At 65.2% G+C, this 17511-nt stretch carries 14 protein-coding genes; 9 read left to right on the top strand and 5 right to left on the bottom strand.

Annotation, left to right across the window (positions count from 1 at the left end; translation table 11 throughout):
* Nucleotides 1–137 precede the first annotated feature (137 nt).
* Entirely contained in the window at nt 138–1250 is a 1113-nt protein-coding gene (locus QOL62_RS13190; protein WP_283406606.1) for a BON domain-containing protein, read from the bottom strand.
* 342 nt (nt 1251–1592) lie between these two features.
* Here QOL62_RS13190 and QOL62_RS13195 point away from each other — a divergent pair, with 342 nt between their 5' ends.
* Nucleotides 1593–5204 (top strand): PAS domain S-box protein, encoded by a 3612-nt coding sequence (locus QOL62_RS13195; protein WP_283406607.1) that lies wholly within the window; start codon nt 1593–1595, stop codon nt 5202–5204.
* A gap of 84 nt (nt 5205–5288) precedes the next feature.
* The gene (locus QOL62_RS13200) at nt 5289–5669 is read left to right on the top strand and encodes a response regulator (RefSeq protein WP_283406608.1); all 381 of its coding nucleotides are present in this window, start codon (nt 5289–5291) and stop codon (nt 5667–5669) included.
* A 56-nt stretch (nt 5670–5725) separates the two neighbouring features.
* Here the strand turns inward: QOL62_RS13200 and QOL62_RS13205 are convergent, their stop codons facing one another.
* Nucleotides 5726–6535, bottom strand: a complete 810-nt coding sequence (locus QOL62_RS13205; RefSeq protein ID WP_283406609.1) for an energy transducer TonB — start codon at nt 6533–6535, stop codon at nt 5726–5728.
* Nucleotides 6536–6753: 218 nt separating this feature from the next.
* Between QOL62_RS13205 and QOL62_RS13210 the strand changes: the two genes are divergently transcribed.
* The 6 genes from QOL62_RS13210 to QOL62_RS13235 are packed head-to-tail and all read left to right on the top strand — an operon-like array spanning nt 6754 to nt 11608.
* On the top strand, nt 6754–7398 hold the full coding sequence (locus QOL62_RS13210; protein ID WP_379511665.1) for a PepSY-associated TM helix domain-containing protein: 645 nt from the start codon (nt 6754–6756) through the stop codon (nt 7396–7398).
* An 11-nt stretch (nt 7399–7409) separates the two neighbouring features.
* Complete coding sequence (locus QOL62_RS13215; protein WP_283406610.1) at nt 7410–7895, top strand: DUF2271 domain-containing protein; 486 nt, start codon at nt 7410–7412, stop codon at nt 7893–7895.
* Between the two features lie 29 nt (nt 7896–7924).
* Entirely contained in the window at nt 7925–8749 is an 825-nt protein-coding gene (locus QOL62_RS13220) for a DUF4198 domain-containing protein (protein ID WP_283406611.1), read from the top strand.
* A gap of 10 nt (nt 8750–8759) precedes the next feature.
* The gene (locus QOL62_RS13225; RefSeq protein ID WP_283406612.1) at nt 8760–9761 is read left to right on the top strand and encodes an FAD:protein FMN transferase; all 1002 of its coding nucleotides are present in this window, start codon (nt 8760–8762) and stop codon (nt 9759–9761) included.
* Between the two features lie 48 nt (nt 9762–9809).
* Nucleotides 9810–10490 carry a Fe2+-dependent dioxygenase gene (locus QOL62_RS13230; protein ID WP_283406613.1) on the top strand — a complete coding sequence of 227 codons (681 nt, stop codon included), beginning with the start codon at nt 9810–9812 and terminating at the stop codon, nt 10488–10490.
* Nucleotides 10487–11608, top strand: a complete 1122-nt coding sequence (locus tag QOL62_RS13235) for an alpha-hydroxy acid oxidase (protein WP_283406614.1) — start codon at nt 10487–10489, stop codon at nt 11606–11608. Before QOL62_RS13230 ends, QOL62_RS13235 begins: the two co-directional genes overlap by 4 nt.
* 18 nt (nt 11609–11626) lie before the next feature.
* Here QOL62_RS13235 and QOL62_RS13240 read toward each other — a convergent pair whose 3' ends face one another.
* Nucleotides 11627–13792: a hypothetical protein gene (locus QOL62_RS13240; protein ID WP_283406615.1), complete on the bottom strand. Its 2166-nt coding sequence runs from the start codon at nt 13790–13792 to the stop codon at nt 11627–11629.
* A gap of 114 nt (nt 13793–13906) precedes the next feature.
* Nucleotides 13907–15076 carry a hybrid sensor histidine kinase/response regulator gene (locus QOL62_RS13245; RefSeq protein ID WP_283406616.1) on the bottom strand — a complete coding sequence of 390 codons (1170 nt, stop codon included), beginning with the start codon at nt 15074–15076 and terminating at the stop codon, nt 13907–13909.
* Between the two features lie 430 nt (nt 15077–15506).
* Here QOL62_RS13245 and QOL62_RS13250 point away from each other — a divergent pair, with 430 nt between their 5' ends.
* The gene (locus tag QOL62_RS13250; protein WP_283406617.1) at nt 15507–16820 is read left to right on the top strand and encodes a dicarboxylate/amino acid:cation symporter; all 1314 of its coding nucleotides are present in this window, start codon (nt 15507–15509) and stop codon (nt 16818–16820) included.
* Here the strand turns inward: QOL62_RS13250 and QOL62_RS13255 are convergent.
* A complete protein-coding gene (locus QOL62_RS13255; protein WP_346770692.1) occupies nt 16797–17498 on the bottom strand; it encodes a transcriptional regulator in 702 nt (233 codons plus the stop codon). The two genes, QOL62_RS13250 and QOL62_RS13255, sit on opposite strands and share 24 nt — an antisense overlap.
* Between the last annotated feature and the right edge of the window lie 13 nt (nt 17499–17511).

The following is a 17511-nucleotide window of genomic DNA, read 5'->3' on the forward strand; positions in this document are numbered from 1 at the left end:
ACCACTATCGCCCGGCCGCTCACCCGCCCGAGATGATGGACGCTTCGAAGTCACATATCCGCCTTCAGTGCATCATGTGCGCGGCATAAAAAAAGGGGAGCCATCGGCTCCCCTTTTTCCGCATCCGGCGAAGGCGCTCAGCCTCCGGTTTTCCCACCGGAGCCGGAAGTACCTGAGCCCGTAGCCGTGCCGGTGGTCGCACCGGTGGCTGAACCGGCCCCGCCGAGGGCGGACGAGGCAGATGACGTGCCGCTGGTCTGACCCGCCGAATAATCCGAACGTCCCGTGCTGCCGGTGCTGCTGCTCCAGCCGCTTCCACTGCCCGTGGCGGTGGTCCCGGTGGCCTGGACCCGCAGGTTGTTCTGCACGTGGCGAACGCCGGAGATGTCGTCGCTCAGATCCTCTGCGCGGCGCTTGGCCTGCCGGCTGTCCACCGTGCCTTCCAGCGTGACCTCGCCGTCCTTCACATTGACGCGGATGTGGCTGGCGTCGAGGCGCCAGTCGTGCGTGAGCACGTCGTTCACGTCCTCCTTGATGCGCTCGTCCGAACGGGTGTAGTCGGAAGGCCCGCGCCCGCGATGGTCTTCCTCGCGGCGGCGCTGCGCATCTTCGTTGCCGAACCAGCTCGCGATCTCGTCGCCCGCGCGTTCAAGGAAGCCGCGGCTCTCGCCGTACTCGCGCCAGCCGCCATAATCGTTGCTGCCGCCCCAGCTTCCCGGGCCGTAGCTGGGCCGGTAGGAGCCGCTGGAGCGCATGCCGCCTGACAGCCCGGCCCGGCCGGATGAGAAGTCCCGGCCGCCGTAATCCTCGCTGGTGAAGCTGGAGAAATCGTTGCCACCGCTCGCGTCGTAGTCACGCGCAGGGTAGCGCGAGCCGGTGTCGCGGTCGCCCGAGAAGCGATAGCTTTCGTTCCTGCCGCCGCGGCTTTCCTCGTGATCGGACCTCGCGCCGTACCCGGGGCGACGGCTGCGCGGTTCGCGGTCGGGCCAGCGATCCTCGCCGCGGAAACGGTTCTCGCCATGGCTGCGTCCCCCACGATACCGGCGGCCGAAGTCGCGCGAGTCATCGCGGGACCCTTCATCGCTGCGGTAACGGTTATCCTGCCAGTCGTTACTCTCCCAGCCGCCGCCGGCCTGGCGACCCATGTCCCCTTGCCACTGATTGGCCTGCCGCGACGAACTCCAGTCGTGGTCCTCACTGTGGTAACCTCCGGTCTGGCGGTCGCCTGTGCTGGTGTCACGTCGATTCATCGAATCTCTCCTTGAAGACAAGTACAGGGCACATCCGACAAAGCCGCCTAAAGCAGGGGCCCTCTCTCATGCGCATGCTACTTCAACGGCAGGTAAGGCGGTTTGATCCACTGTCCGCCCCGGGAGCGAGGGCATCCGTCGCAAGACGGCACATCGCGTCGTCATTTCGGGCGTGGCCGGACATGGTTCCTGCTGGCAATACCCTTCACTTCATGGGAAGAGGGAACAGTTAGGCGCGCTGAGGTTTGCGCTCCGATGCCGGGGCACGGGTACGCTCCGCCGGCGACGCAAAGGGACTGAACAGGGGTAATGGCGCAAAGCGAGAGCAACGAGGCCGGGTTCATGAAACTCGAAGGTGATCTCGCGCGCCGTATTGCCGCCTTTGACTGGGCCAGTACTCCGGTTGGCCCGATCGAGACATGGCCGGTGAGCCTGAGGCACACGATCGCCATGATGCTGCCGTGCCAGGTGCCGTTGGTCCTCCTCTGGGGTCCCGAAGGCGTCATGATCTACAACGACGCCTATGCCCAGTTCGCCGGCGAACGCGACAACCGCCTTCTCGGCTGCAGAGTTCTTGATGGCTGGGAAGAGGTCGCAGAGTTCAACGCGAACGTGATGAAGGTCGTCCTGGCGGGCAAGACGCTCAGCTATCGCGATCACGAACTCACGCTTCACCGCAACGGCAGGCCGGAGCAGGTCTGGCTCAATCTGGATTATTCCCCGGTCCCCGGCGACGATGGGAAACCGGCCGGCGTCCTCGCCTTCGTGGTGGAAACGACGGAGGCCTACAAGGCGCGGGCCGCGCTTGAGGAGAGCGAGGGAAGACTACGCTTCCTTGACGAACTAAGCATGGCCGTGGCGTCCTCCCGCAGCGCGACCGAGATCCTCAGCACCACGACCCGGCTCACCGCCCACCACCTTGGCCTGTCGAACTGCGCCTATGCCGACATGGACCCTGATGGCGATGGCTTCACGATCCGGGACAACTGGCACGCACCCGACGCGCCCTCGATCGTGGGGCACTACAGCCTGACAAGCTTCGGAAAGCGTGCCGTCGGCGAACTGTCCGCCGGGCGCCCCCTCATCATCAACGACAACACGATCGAAATCGCCCCTGAAGAGGCGCAGACCTTCCAGGACATCGGCATAACCGCAACCATCTGCCTTCCCTTGGTGAAGGAGGGGCGGCTCATCGCGCTGATGGCCGCACACCGCAGCGAACCGCATCGCTGGACGCCTTATGAACTCAGCGTCATGAGGGAAGTGACCGACCGATCCTGGGCGCATATCCAACGCGTGCGGGCAGAAGAACAACTGCGGGAGCGGGACGAGTATCACCGGCAGATTTTTGACGGTGCGACGAACTACGGGATCGTCGCTGCGGATCTCGACGGATGCATCACACTGTGGAACGCAGGCGCCGTCGCGATGCTCGGGTGGACGGAGCAGGAGATGCTCGGGCGTCCCATCGACGTATTCTTCACGCCGGAAGACCGGGCCGCAGGTCGTCCGGCCGCCAAACGCCGGGAGGCGCTGGAATTCGGACGTGCCCACGATGCCCGCTGGCACCTGAGCAAGACCGGAGAGCGGCTCTGGGGCCTGAGCGAGATGACCCCGCTGCGCGACGAGGCCGGCAACGCGATCGGTTTCGTCAAGCTCATGCAGGACCACACGTTCGAACACAGGGCCAAGGAAGCGCTGCGGCTCAGTGAAGAACACCTCAGGCGGGCGCAGGTCGCCGGCGGCGTGGGTCTGTTCTCCGTCGATATCATCCAGAACACAGTGAGCGGCACGGACGAGTTCTGCCGCATCTTCGGCCTGCCTCAGCAAGGCCCGATCGCCGCCGAACAGTTCGAGCAGATCATCGTCCCTGAAGATCGCCACCTGTCGTCCGACCACCTGCGCCGCAGCACAGGCGTGTCGCCTCGCGATGTCGAATATCGCATCCGCCGCGCGGACACCGGGGATGAGCGGGTCATCGAACGCAAGGCCGAGTTCGAGTACGACGCCGCTGGTCGGCCCATCCGCATGGTTGGCGCCGTTCGGGACGTAACCGAACGCCGGCGCACCCGTCAGGCCCTTGAAAAGAGCGAAGCGCAGTTCAGTGCGCTCGCGCAGAACATGCCCACGCAAGTCTGGACGGCACATGCCGACGGCTGGCTCGATTGGTTCAACGATCGCGTCTACCTCTACTCGGGCGAAGCGCACGGCACCCTCGACGGGAATGGGTGGCTGCGGCTCGTCCACCCCGATGATCGCGCCGTGGTAGAGGAGCGCTGGTCCCACGCGGTTGCGACGGGTGCCATCTACGACACGGAACTGCGGCTGCGCGACAGCAACGGGCAGTACCGGTGGCACCTCGCCCGCGCCGTACCGTTGACGCATACGGACGGCAGCATCTCGGCGTGGGTCGGCACTCACACCGAGATCGAGGCGCAGAAGCAGGCCGAGGCCGCTTACGCTCAGGACCGGAACCGGCTCTGGTCGATCAGCCGCGATCTCATGCTGGTCTGCGACTTCGACGGGGTGATTACGGCCGTCAATCCTTCGGCCGAGCGTCTGCTGGGCTGGAACGAAGGCGAGATGATCGGACATCGTATCAGCAGCTTCATTCATCCGGACGACGTCGAAGCCACGTCGAGGGAAGTAGCGCGGCTGTCCATCGGGCGGCGAACGGTGGCATTCGAGAACCGCTATCGGACCAAGGATGGCGATTACCGTCTTCTCGCCTGGACTGCCGTGCCCGATGAGCGCCGCATCCACGCTGTAGGCCGCGATATCACCGAGCAGCGGGCGGTAGAAGAAGCCTTGCGGCAGAGCCAGAAAATGGAAGCTGTCGGCCAGCTCACCGGTGGCATCGCTCATGATTTCAATAATCTGCTGCAGGGCATAAGCGGCAGTCTCGATGTCATGCAGAGCCGTCTGCAGAAAGGACAGACGCAGGATCTCGAGCGCTGGCTGACCGGCGCAAGAACCTCGGCAGAGCGGGCGGCAGCCCTAACGCACCGCCTTCTGGCTTTCTCGCGTCGGCAACCGCTCGATCCCCGTCCGGTGCAAACGAATCCGCTCATTGGTTCGATGGAAGATATGCTGCGGCGAACCCTTGGGGAGAACATCGACCTGGCTTTCGTGCTGCCGGACGATCTGTGGCTTACGCGCTGCGATCCCAATCAGCTGGAAAGCGCTATCCTCAATCTCGTCATCAACGCGCGTGATGCGATGCCGGATGGCGGAAAGCTGACCATCGAGACATGCAACGCGCGGCTCGATCATTTCCACCCCGCCCACGAACGGGACGTGAAGCCGGGTGAATATGTGTGTGTCGCAATCACGGATACAGGTGTCGGCATGAGCCGCGACGTGGCGGGGCGTGCCTTCGAACCCTTCTTCACGACGAAGCCGATTGGACAAGGAACCGGCCTCGGGCTGTCGATGATCTACGGCTTCGCGCGCCAGTCCGAAGGGTACGCACGTATCTATTCCGAAGAAGGCATCGGCACGACGATCAAGCTCTATCTTCCACGGTATCACGGTGCCGAACTGCCGGGCGAAGCGACCCACGAGATAAAGGCACCTCCACCTGCCAAGTCCGGCGAAGTCGTCTTGGTCGTCGAGGATGAAGCGGTGGTTCGCTGCCTCATCCTCGAAGTGCTCGACAGCCTCGGTTACCACGCCCTCGAAGCCGCCGACGGCCCGGCGGGGCTGGAGATCCTGCAGTCGGACCAGCGCATTGACCTGCTGATGACCGATATCGGCCTGCCGGGGCTCAACGGGCGGCAGGTCGCCGATGGCGGGCGTATTTCACGCCCGGATCTCAAGGTTCTCTTCATGACCGGCTATGCCGAAAATGCGGCCGTCGCCTCGGGCTTTCTCGAGCCGGGGATGGCCATGATCACCAAGCCGTTCGCGATGGACACCCTCGCCGCGCGTATCCGGGAGATCATCGAAGGCTGAATGTCGCTTGCTCAAGGCATCATGCGATGCCTATAGCGGCACGGCGCAGGGCGTTGTCGCAGACGCAAGTTGAAGGACAGCACAGTGCCGAACGAAGTACCCGATTTTGAAGGCATGCGAGTGCTGGTGGCCGAGGATGAATTCCTCGTCTCGATGCTGTTGGAAGAAATGCTCGCGGATCTCGGCTGCGAGGTGGTCGGACCCTACGCCACGCTTTCCGCCGCGCTCGAAGGGGCGACCGCCGGCAATTACGACGTGGCCGTGATCGACCTCAACCTTGCGGGCGAGAAGGCGCATCCTGTTATCGCCGAACTGGCCGAGCGCAATGTGCCTGTCGCCATTGCGAGTGGCGGGTTCGAACAGGGCCTTGAACATCAGCCTGCCGCCAGGCTCGATAAACCGTACAGCTCCGCACAGCTTGAAGAGGCCATGAAGCGCCTGCAAACCGCGCTGCAGGAGCGCTGACCCCCGTCCGAGAGCCCTGCCCGGCAGCCCCCGGCCCGACCGCCGGTGCGGCTTTCTCAGGATTTCGTCAGCACGAACGGTATCGTGACATACCCCCGCACGGCCGTGGCGAGGCCGTTGCTCATCATCGGAACCCAGCGCCACCGCCGGACCGCTTTCAGGGCCGCAGTGTCGAGGCGCGAACTGCCGCTGCTCGACGCCACGGCGATATCCTTCACCTCCCCGTCCACTCCGACAAGCACGAGAAGCTTCACTACGCCCTGTTCGCGGGCGCGGCGGGCTTCGACCGGGTAGACCGGCGGCTTCGCCGAGAGCACCCGGCTGGAGAGGTCACCGCCTTCGAGCGTGCTCGCCGCACGGCCCGACGACGGGGCGGACGGTGTTTGCGCGACGGGCATTGTGCTTTCGCGTACCGGTGTGACCTGCGCCGGTGTCGGCGGCGGCGGTGCATCCGTCATGATCTGCGTCGGACCTGAACTTGGCAGCTCGATCATCGGCTTCGGCGCCGCCGTTTCGATCATGGCAGGCTTCGGCCTCTCGAGGCGGGTTGGCTCCGGGGGCGGGGGCGGCGGTGTCGTGTCCAGCTCCCGCACTTCCACGACAGAAAGATGCGGTCGCTGCTCGTGCTTGCCCACCACGTTCACTGTCGCCAGCGCCCCGACCAGAGCGCCGAGCATCGCTGCGGACGCCACGACGGCAGACAGGTTCAGGCGGGCAGGACTGTAGCACGATCGCTCGGTAGCTAGACCAGCGAGAACGGGATCGGCATCGCTCGCTGCCGCAGTGTTCCCGTACGCAAGGCGCGCTTCGGGAACGGCTGGAGAATGGTCAGGCCTCTCCGGGGCAAGCGCGGCAACTGTCGCCAATTGTAACCTCCAGCCAACCTCTATTGCGAGTGATTTGCATATACACTACACACGAAGCCGTCCAGAGGGACAGTAACGTGCGGGAAACAAACCCGTAGTCCTGCCCCTCTTGTCCGCTGAAGCTGAAGGAAACGAATTTGGAGACTGCCGATGCCCTTGAACGACACCCCGCGAACTCTCGGGCTGGCGGATCGGCGATCGGCGACCAACGCAATGCGCTGCGCCCGAAACCGGTTGCGGACGTGAAGAAGGGCAAAAAGCGGCGCGCTTTCTGGCTCAAGCAGCTACACACCTGGCACTGGGTAAGCGCCGCAGTCTCGCTCATCGGCATGCTTCTCTTTTCCGTGACTGGCATCACGCTTAATCACGCCGCGTCGATCGGCGCGGAGCCGGTGGTCACGCAGAACGAGGGCAGACTTCCGCAAAGCCTGCTCGCAAGGCTTCCCGCCGCCGGCGGATCGACCGCGCCCCTCCCCCCGGAAGTCGCGGAGGCCGTCGCCCAGGCCGTCCACCTTGATCCGACCGGGCGCGCGGCGGACTGGTCCGGCGAGGATGAAGTCTATGTGGCGATGCCGGGTCCAGGCCGGGACGCCTGGGTCAGCATCGACCGCACGACCGGCGACGTACAGTCGGAAAGCACTGACCGGGGATGGATTTCCTACCTCAATGATCTTCACAAGGGCCGCAACACGGGCGGCGCGTGGTCGTGGTTCATTGACATCTTCGCAGGCGCCTGCCTCCTCTTCACGATCACTGGCCTGTTCCTGCTGCAGTTGCACGCCCGGCACCGTCCAACGACCTGGCCGCTCGTGGGATTGAGCCTGCTTGTCCCTTTGCTCCTGGCCCTCTTTTTCATTCACTGACGAGAACCGCGATGACACGATCGAAGATCCTGCCTGCCCTGCCCCTGCTCGCCGCCGGTACTATCGCCACGCCCGCGCTGGCGGCGTCGGTCACGATCACGATCCCGCAGATCAAGGTGGCCGAGTATCACCGCCCCTACGTCGCCGGCTGGCTGGAGCCGGCTGCCGGGGGCGCCGCGCGGACGCTGTTCGTGTGGTACGACGTCAAGAAGCGCGGCAACGAGCCCGGCACGAAGTGGCTGGCCGACCTGCGCACCTGGTGGCGTAAGGGGGGCCGCTCGCTCAAGTTGCCTGCCGACGGCGTGAGCGGCGCCACCCGCGGGCCAGGCCGTTACACCGTAGCTATACCGACGAACCTCCCCTCGGGCCAGTACGTGCTCAAGGTCGAGGCTGCACGGGAAACGGGGGGGCGCGAACTCGTCTCGGTGCCCTTCACGGTGGGTGGCAAGGGTTCCGGTTCGGGCAAGACCGAACTCGGCTCGATCACCATTCGCTGACACATCTGCATCACTCAAGGGGAACACACATGCGCCTTCGCACCATCCTGATCGCGGCCGCGGCTTCGTCCGTGCTCGCCACGCCCGCTCTCGCTCATCGCATGTGGCTTCTGCCCTCGACGAGCAACCTGGCGACCACCAAGGAGTATGTGACGGTCGATGCCGCCGTCTCCAACGACCTCTTCTACCCCGATCACGTGGCGATGGACCCTGCGCAGATATCCGTCTGGGCCCCCGACGGCAGCAAGGGCCAGATCGAGAACGCGGCGAAGGGACGCTATCGCGGCACCTTCGACGTGGCCGTGAACAAGCCCGGCACCTGGAAGATCGGCACGGAGCGCGTGTCCATCGCCGGGACGTTCAAGCTGGGCGCCGACCAGTGGCGCGTGGGCGGCCGTCGCCCCGCCGGTGCGACCAACGCCGTCGCGACGCCCGCCGAGATCCCGGCCAACGCCACGGATATCAAGCTCGCTGAAAATACCGCCCGCAACTACGTCTACGTCACCGCCGGGGCGCCTACGAAGATCGCTTTGACCGGCAAGGGCCTTGAGTTCGATCCCGTCACGCACCCTTCCGAACTGGTTGCCGACGAAGAGGCCCGCTTCCGCTTCCTCATCGACGGCAAGCCTGCAGCCGGCGTGAAGGTTACTGTAGTCCCGGGTGGCAAGAAGTATCGCAGCGCCGAGGAGGCGCAGGAACTGACGACCGGCGCGGACGGCATGGTGGCGGTGAAATGGCCGGTTGCCGGCTGGCACTGGCTCAGCGCCAGCGCGGAGGACGCCAAGCCCGAGGACAAGCGCGCGTCCACCCGCCGCATGAGCTTCACCACCACGCTGGAAGTCGTGGCTCCCTGACGAGCCTGCCATGCGCCTCGCCGTCCCCCATGAGATTGATCCGGGCTGCTTCGCCACCTGGCGCCAGGGCCTGCCGGTCATCGCTGTGGACGGCGAGACCATGGGCACGACCTGGCGCGTGCGGCTTCCCCGCAGCGCCGACCTTGACCTTCCGGGCCTGACCTCGGCGATCGAAGGGCGGCTCGAGGACATTCTGGCGCAGATGAGCCATTGGCGCTGCGATTCCGTGCTCACCCGCTTCAACGCGGCGCCTGGCGGAGAGTGGGTCGGCCTGCCGTCCGATTTCGCCCTTGTGATGGAGGCCGCGCTTGACGTGGCGGAACGGTCGGGCGGCGCCTTCGATCCGGCGATCGGCGCGCTCGTCGACATCTGGGGCCATGGGCCGGTCGGGGCAACCGGCGCGCCCACGCCCGCCGGGATAGCAGCGGCGAAGGCACGATCGGGCTTCCACCATCTCGCCTTCGAGGCCGCCTCGCGGCGCCTGCGGCAGCCAGGTGGCCTGCACCTCGACCTTTCGGGCATAGCCAAGGGCTTTGCGGTAGATGCGCTCGCCGCTCTCCTGCAGGATCACGGCTACGGGCATGCGCTGGTGGAGATCGGCGGCGAACTGGTCGGTCGCGGGCTCCGGCCCGACGGAGATCCCTGGTGGGTGGACCTTGAGACACCTTCGAACATGGCAGCGCCCCTGCGCGTCGCTCTCCACCAACTCGCGGTCGCCACCTCCGGCGACTACGTCCGGGGTCATCACACGATAGATCCGCGAAGCGGCGCTCCCGTCGAGCACGCAATGGCAGTCAGCGTCATCCATTCCTCCGCGATGTGGGCCGATGCCTGGGCCACCGCCCTCAGCGTCCATGCGCCGGCGTCAATGCGGACGCTGGCTGTCCGGGAAGGTCTGCGCGTACGCGCACTGACCCGCAGCGGAGCGACCGTGGAGGAATGGATCAGCCCTGCCTTGGAAGACATGCTGGTCCGCGAAGACGCCTCCCAAGGCGCGGCCCGATCCCGTTGAGAGCCGGCTCCGATTGCCAGCGGACGACGCCGGTGGAATAGGAACACCATGGTCATAGAGATACCCGAACTCTTCGATGCCGCCGAAGTTCGCGAGTTCCGTCAGGCGCTGGAAACTACCGATTGGAGCGACGGTCGCATCACGGCCGGGCACCGGGCCGCCCGGGTGAAGGACAACGAACAGCTTGCCCTCGATCACCCTGTGGCGCGGCAGTTGTCGGAGCGGGTGCTGAACCGGCTGTCGCAGACGCCGCTGTTCATTGCCGCCGCCCTGCCCGCCCGCGTGCTGCAGCCGCGCTTCTCGCGCTACGACGGCCACGGGCATTACGGGAACCACGTGGACAACGCCATCTTCCCCGTCCCGGGCACGGGGGAACACCTGCGCTCCGACGTTTCAAGCACGCTCTTCCTCTCAGACCCCGAGGAGTACGACGGCGGCGAACTGGTGATAGAGGACATGTTCGGCACCCGCACGGCCAAGCTCCGCGCCGGCAGCCTCATCGTCTATCCGGGGTCCAGTCTGCACCGGGTGGCGCCGGTCACGCGCGGGGTGCGCTTCGCCTCGTTCTTCTGGACCCAGAGCTTCGTCGCCTCGGCAGAAAAGCGGCGGCTGATGTTCGAACTGGACGGTGCGATCCAGTCGCTTGCCACGGACCATCCGGAGCACGCATCGGTCGACACGTTGACGCAGGTCTATCATAACCTTCTTCGCCAGTGGTCAGCGACATGATGGCGCCGCTGCCTCCTTTACAAAGCATACCGGAGGACCTGCGCACCCTTGCCGACTATGAGGCGCGGGCAAAGGCGCACCTTACTGCAGAGGCCTGGCTTCACATACAGCAGGGTTCGGGCCGGGAAATCACGCTGCGCCAGAACCGGGGAGCGTTCGATCGACTCGGCCTGCTGCCGCGCGCGCTCGTCAAGCTGAAGGGCGCCAGCACGGCGACGGACCTGCTCGGGCGCAGGCACGCGGCGCCCCTGCTCCTCGCGCCCCTGGCCTACCAGAGGATCGCTCATTCCGAAGGCGAGCTGGCCTGCGTCCGTGCCGCCACTGCGCTCGACACCGGCATGATCGTCAGCACGCTGGCCAGCATTTCCCTGGAAGAGGTCGCAGCCGCAGCGCGGAGCATGGCGGCCGAACTGGGCAAAGCCACTGCTCCGCTATGGTTCCAGCTGTACCTTCAGCCGGAGCGGGAGCACAGCCTGCAACTCGTTCGCCGTGCCGAAGCCGCAGGGTACGAGGCGATCGTCCTGACCATCGACGCCGCCCTGAAGCCGACGGGCATGACGCTCCCAAAGGGGGTGTCGGCGGTGAACCTCGCCGGGCTGCCGCAGGCCCGGCATACCGCGGCCCCCGGTGGCCAGGTCCTCTTCGGCACACCTCTGGCCGACGCCGCCCCCGGCTGGGACGATCTTGCGTGGCTCCGGCGGAATACACGCCTCCCGCTGCTGTTGAAGGGCTTGCTGCTGGGGGCGGACGCCGCGCGGGCGGTGGACGAAGGCGTGGACGGCATCATCCTCTCCAATCATGGCGGGCGTGTGCTGGACGGTCTTCCCAGTGCGCTGGACATGCTTCCAGATGTCATCGACGCAACGCGAGGAGAGGTGCCGCTGCTGCTTGACGGCGGTGTGCGGCAAGGCACCGACATCATCAAGGCGCTGGCGCTGGGCGCACAGGCCGTGCTCGTAGGGCGGCCGCAGATGCATGCCCTGGCGGTCGCCGGGCTGCCGGGCGTCGCGCATATGCTGCAGATTCTGCGCGCCGAACTCGAAGCCGCTCTCGGCCAACTGGGATGCCGCACGCCGGGCGGGTTGAGCCCCGATTGGCTGATCGCCCTTAACCGATAGCAGCGCCCCGCCCGTTTCTCACCGGTCGAGGGGCAGGCGGATGACAGATGCCGGATCATCGCGCAGCCGCAAGCGCAGGGAACCATCGGTTGGCTGATGCGGCACCGTCAGGGTCCGTCCGGTATAGCCTGGTTGAACGACGATACCCCGAGCGAAGGCATCGTCGGCGGCAACGGAAGCGACGAGAAACAGATCCCGGCCGGCAACCGTGCATTGGCCCTTCTGCGCACCGCAGGTCACGCCCTCAAGACGCGGCAGGCGGACGAGCGTGACAAGGGGCTGCCACTCGCCCGGTGCACCCTTGCCTTCGCGGACGATCCTGAAGCGGAGCGGACCGAACGTGCCCGCTGGAAGATCCGCTGCTCTCAGCGATGCCACGGCAACATCGGCGCTTTCCAGCTTCAAGCCCTTGCCCAGGGTGAGCCGGGCGATGCCCTCCTCCTGGGCGGACGCAATTTCCACCGCATCGCCGCGCGCGAACGTCAGCCCCGCCTTGCCTCTTAGCGAAAACACCACCTCGCCGTTGTCGGGAAGCAGGTCCTTGCCGGTAAGCGTCAGGCTGCGCGCGCCCTGCGACGGCGAGCCCGGATAGATCGTGCGGGCCAGAACCTCGGCCTCGGGCCGGGCAGGCGCGTTGCGCTTCTGCACCTGGACAGGCACCATTTCCGCCGTAGCGCGGCCACGCTGCCGCACCTCCACGCTCAGCTCGCCAGACGCCGTTTCGTCGAGCGGTACAGTGACACTGAGGCGCCGCCCATCCTGGTTCTTCCACGTAAGCGGCGTCATCGAGCCATCGGCGCGCCGCAGCATCACCGCTTCGACACAGGCGGGACCGGGACCTTCAAGCAGCAGTTCGTTGCTGCGTCCGGCGACAAGAGCGCCTGCACCGCTCACCGGCTGCCACGCCTTGCCCCCGGGGCGCTGCAGGATGAAGTCAGGCCCGTCGAAGGGTATGAACCCCCAGGACCCATGCAGCCGTGCACGCAGATCGCCCGAGAAAGATTCCGGCAACGGGTCTCCGGAAAGCACGTAGCCGCCCTTGTCCGCGCGCGGGGTCACCGGCACCTCCACCGTCTGCCCGGAGGATGCCGTCAGCGTGACCTTCATCGCGTGCGCAAAATCTGTCGAATAGATGAGCGGCGCGCCTTCGATGGGCAGCACCGCCCCGGCAGACAGGCAGATCGGACCCTTGGCCGCGCTGCGCAGTTGAGGCGGTATGTCAGCCTCGATGGCGGGCATGGCCGCGACCATGACGGACTTGGGCTTCTGGAACGAGGGCGCGGCGTTCAGCAGAAGGGACAGCCTGTCGTCCTGCCGCATCGTCAGGCTGGCCAGATAATTGAACTGCGGGTTGCTGAAAGCCCCGAAGATGCGCGCCACGTCGCGTGCGACCGCGATGTAGGGGCTGTAATACCCGCCGCCGGCCTCCTTGGTCGCGCTGAGCCGAAGCGCCAGATCCGTGGGCGTGCCCGTCAGGGTATCGGCAAGGGAACTTGTGTGAACATCGTTCAGCACCAGCGTCTCGCGGTTCTGCACCAGGCACGATGCCTGAAGCTCGATCACCTTGAGAAGACAATCCTCCTGCAGCTTGATCGAAAGGCTGCGCGCCAGCACCGGCGCCACCGTGCGCAGGTATTCCGGTCCGCTGTCGTCCTGCGCGCGAATGGCCGCCATGAATGCGGTCAGCCGGGAGTGATCGAGCGAGGCCTGGTTGAGATCCTGGCTGGCGCGCACGAACTCGCCCGGCTTGCCGCGAACTGCGTCCTCGAGCACGCCTTCAGCGCCACCGGTCTCAGGCACCATGAGCAGCACCAGCTGCCGCGCATCGGGCGGCACGGTAAGCGTGAGGGTGTTGTCCTTCTCCTTCGACTTCCAGATCCGCGCGATGTCGATCCACTCTTCGGGCGGAGGATTGGTGGCGCCGCGCAGGAAGGCGGACATGAGCATGAAGTTCGTGCTCTGGTTCTCGGGCAGCGCCCCCCGGACGATGATGGTGTCACCGGGAGCCAGGCTCGGTACCCTCCCGATAGGCAGAGTCTGCCCCTTGCGGGTGACTTGAACCTTGAGTTCGGGGCCGGAAAGCTCGAACGGTGCCGACTGGGCCAGAGAGGTGCCGGCAGCCATCCATGCGCCCAGGGTCAGCGTTCCCGCCACTCGCCTGCGCAATCCTGCCGAGCGGCGCATTGACCATTTCTTCCGCAGCAAACCGAGATCCTGTCGTTGTTGCCTGACCAAGACGCCCCGCAATGGGCCTTAGCCTCTTCGGGTTTGCTGCATCAACCCTCGCGGCCGGATCGGCTACACCACGCGAGACAGCGCAAGGGTCACGATAAAGGTGCTGCCCTTCCCTTCACCCTCACTTTCGACCCGGATCGTGCCGCCATGCAGGGCAACGAGCTGGCGAACAAGCGCAAGGCCGATGCCCAACCCTCCTTGTGCCCGCGCCTGATGCCCGTCGACCTGGATGAACATGCCGAAAATGTGAGGCAGCATGGCCTCCGGGATGCCGACGCCGTTGTCGCTGACGCGGATTTCCACGTCCCTGCCGGTCACTTGCGTCGACAGGGTGATCTTCCCACCCGAGGGTGTGTATTTGGCGGCGTTGTTAAGAAGGTTGGCGACCACTTGCGCCAGCCGCGTATGATCCGCCTCGATCATGATCGGCTCGGCGGGAAAGTCGACGACAAGGGTATGTCCGGCGGCCTGAATGTTGTGCTGACTTCCTTCTACCGCCGAAGTCAGGATCAGGCGCAGATCCATGCGCTCGAGCCTGAGCGAGAGCTTGCCTTCGCTGACACGCGCCACGTCGAGCAGATCTTCCACCATCCGCGACAGGTGGAACAGCAAGCGGCTCATCTGGGCGCGGATTTCGTCGGCCCTCTCGATGCCCCGGGGGCGGCCCAGCAGATCCAGACCGCTCATCAGGGCCGCCACGGGATTGCGCAGTTCATGGGCGAGGACGGCAAGGAAGCGATCCTTGCGCGCGTCGGCCTCGTGCAGCGCCTTGGCGGTGGCGGCAAGTTCCGCCCGCTGCGCCTCAATCTGGCAGCGTTGGCGATGCAGATCGCAGAATACTTCAGTTTTTACGCGCAGGGCATCGGCTACCACCGGCTTCTGGATGTAATCCACCGCCCCGGCTTCGTAGCCGCGGAAGCGCCGGAAGTTGTCCGCATCGCCGTGTGTTATGAAGATGATGGGTACGCGGCCAAGGCCGTCATCGGCCCGCATCCGCTCGGCTATTTCAAAGCTGCCCGTGCCCTGCTCCTCCACGTCCAGCACAGCCACGGCGATTTCATGCTCCTTCAGCAGGTGCAGCGCCTCTTGTGGCGAGGACGCGGTGATGAGCGCCACGTTATCAAGCGACAATATGCCTTCAAGACTGCGCAGGCTGGCCGGTCTGTCAGCCACCAGCATGACACGAACGAGCTCATGGCTGCTCGAAGCCAGGTCCACCTTCAGCGGCAACATCGCAAAGCCACCTGCAAGCCCGCGACCCCGGTAGAGGCGGGCCGTTCACACTGTCTTGTGCCATATTCGCCCGGTATCATCAGCACGCCCATCACAGCCACCCCGCAAGTGTCGACAGCGATTTCCTGCCTTCAGTGATCCCGCATGTCGAAAGGTGCTTCTTATCGGGCGAGAGATCAAGGGCTCATCGCTCCCTCACAACCATGCCGGGTGGCGACCGCATCATGTAAACGGGCGCCGCTGCGCTCATCTTTTAAGAATCACCTTGATCTATAACCAATAACGCAGGGCGATATGGACTCCATCCGTATCCGGATAGTCTTTGCACTTGAGCAGAAATTTTCTTTTCGAAAGTGGAATTAGACAGGAACTCCCTTGCCCGGTAAGCGTCTCGCCCCTTGCGTTTGCCAGACAGGATCACGTCCGACCCATGCACTCCGTTTCGACCGCGCCTTCTTCCCCTGTCGCACCGGGGCGTTGGTACACGCATCTCTACGTCCAGGTGCTCATCGCCATCACGGCGGGCGTGTTGCTCGGCCACTTTCAACCCGCCACCGGGGAAGCGCTGAAGCCGCTTGGCGACATGTTCATCAAGCTGGTGAAGATGGTGATCGCACCGGTCATCTTCCTCACGATCGTCACCGGTATCGCCGGCATGCGCGACCTCGGCACCGTCGGCCGTGTGGCCGCCAAGGCGTTCGCCTACTTCCTCTTTTTCTCGACGCTGGCGCTGATCTTGGGCTTGATCGTCGCCAATCTCGTTCAGCCGGGGGCCGGGCTGAACATCGATCCGGCCTCGCTCGATGCCAGCAGGGTGGCTCAGTATTCCCAAAAGGCGCACGAGAGCACACTCGCCGGTTTCGTCGACGCCATGATCCCGGATACGCTGGTATCCTCCCTCGCGCAGGACAACATTTTGCAGGTTCTGGTGGTGGCGATCCTGTTCGGCATTTCGCTCGCTTCCATCGGCGATCGCGGCGCGCCGGCCCTGTCTCTGCTGGAAGACATATCGGTCGTCATCTTCAAGCTGGTATCGATCGTGATGAGGCTGGCACCGGTCGGAGCCTTCGGCGCCATGGCTTTCACCATCGGTCGGTACGGCGTGGGCAGCCTTGCGAACCTGCTGCAGCTGGTCGCCACCTTCTACGCGACGTCACTCCTTTTCGTTCTCATCATCCTGGGCGCGGTGGCCCGACTGTGCGGCTTCTCCATCCTGAAGCTGATCGCCTACCTCAAGGGCGAACTGCTGCTGGTTCTGGGCACGTCCTCCTCCGAAAGCGCGCTGCCGGCGCTGATCGAGAAGATGGAGCGGGCGGGCTGCGCGAAAGCCGTCGTGGGTCTCGTCGTACCGACGGGATATTCATTCAACCTCGATGGCACCAACATCTACATGACCCTGGCCGCCCTGTTCATCGCCCAGGCCTGCAACGTGGAACTGACACTCGGGCAGCAACTGCTGCTTCTCGGCGTCGCCATGCTCTCGTCCAAGGGCGCGGCCGGCGTGACGGGTGCCGGCTTCATCACGCTGGCGGCGACCCTTTCGATCGTGCCGTCCGTTCCGGTCGCCGGCATGGCGCTGATCCTGGGCGTCGATCGCTTCATGTCGGAGTGCCGCAGCCTCACCAACTTCATGGGCAATGCCATGGCGACAATCGTGGTTTCACGGTGGGAGGGAAGGCTTGACCGGGAAAAGCTCGCCGCTGCCTTGCGTGGCGATCCGCTACCCGATGCCGCCAGCACCTGAACCGCGCCCGTTGAGGTAAGCGATAATGACGGCGCGATTCTGCCGGTTCGCCTCGAAGCGCGTCAGTTCCGCATCATTGGCGAGGATCGCCGCAATGATCCGCTTGCGCCCATCCCGCCACGAGGGACCGTCTTCGTCGAAAACGGAGATCTGCGGTGCGGCGTGCCCGGTCGAGTACTGAAGCGTCACGCGGGTCAGCATCTCGAACAGCGGGCGGCGCACCATACGGAAGAGAAGCTCCTGGAATTCGACTTCGAAGCGCCCGCAATCGCTCATCGTCGAACACTCCGGCAACCGCTCCGCCAGAACCGACAACTGGGCGCGCAGGCGCGGTTCCGTGCAACGGGCAGCAGCCGTGGCCAGTTCGTTGAACAGCAATGACGTGACGTCGAGCGCCTCCTCGTATGAGGCGGGGTTCATCCGCATGTAGGCGTGAAGCCCCCGCTCCAGAGACGCCGCATCGGGGCGGGCGCCATAATACCCGCCGCCCGGGCCACGGCGGACTTCCAGCACGCCTTCGTGCTCCAGCACCCGCGCGACCTGCTGGAGGGTTACGATACCGACCTCAAGCGAGCGCGCCAGTTCATGAAGCGACCCGATCCGCTCCCCCTCGGCCACCGCGAAAATGCGCTCGCGCAGCACAGCAGTCGTCCGCACAATCAGATTGGCCTTCTTCACCGACACGCCATCC

Origin of the sequence: Novosphingobium panipatense (genome assembly GCF_900182875.1) — a bacterium.
Lineage (GTDB): Bacteria > Pseudomonadota > Alphaproteobacteria > Sphingomonadales > Sphingomonadaceae > Novosphingobium > Novosphingobium panipatense.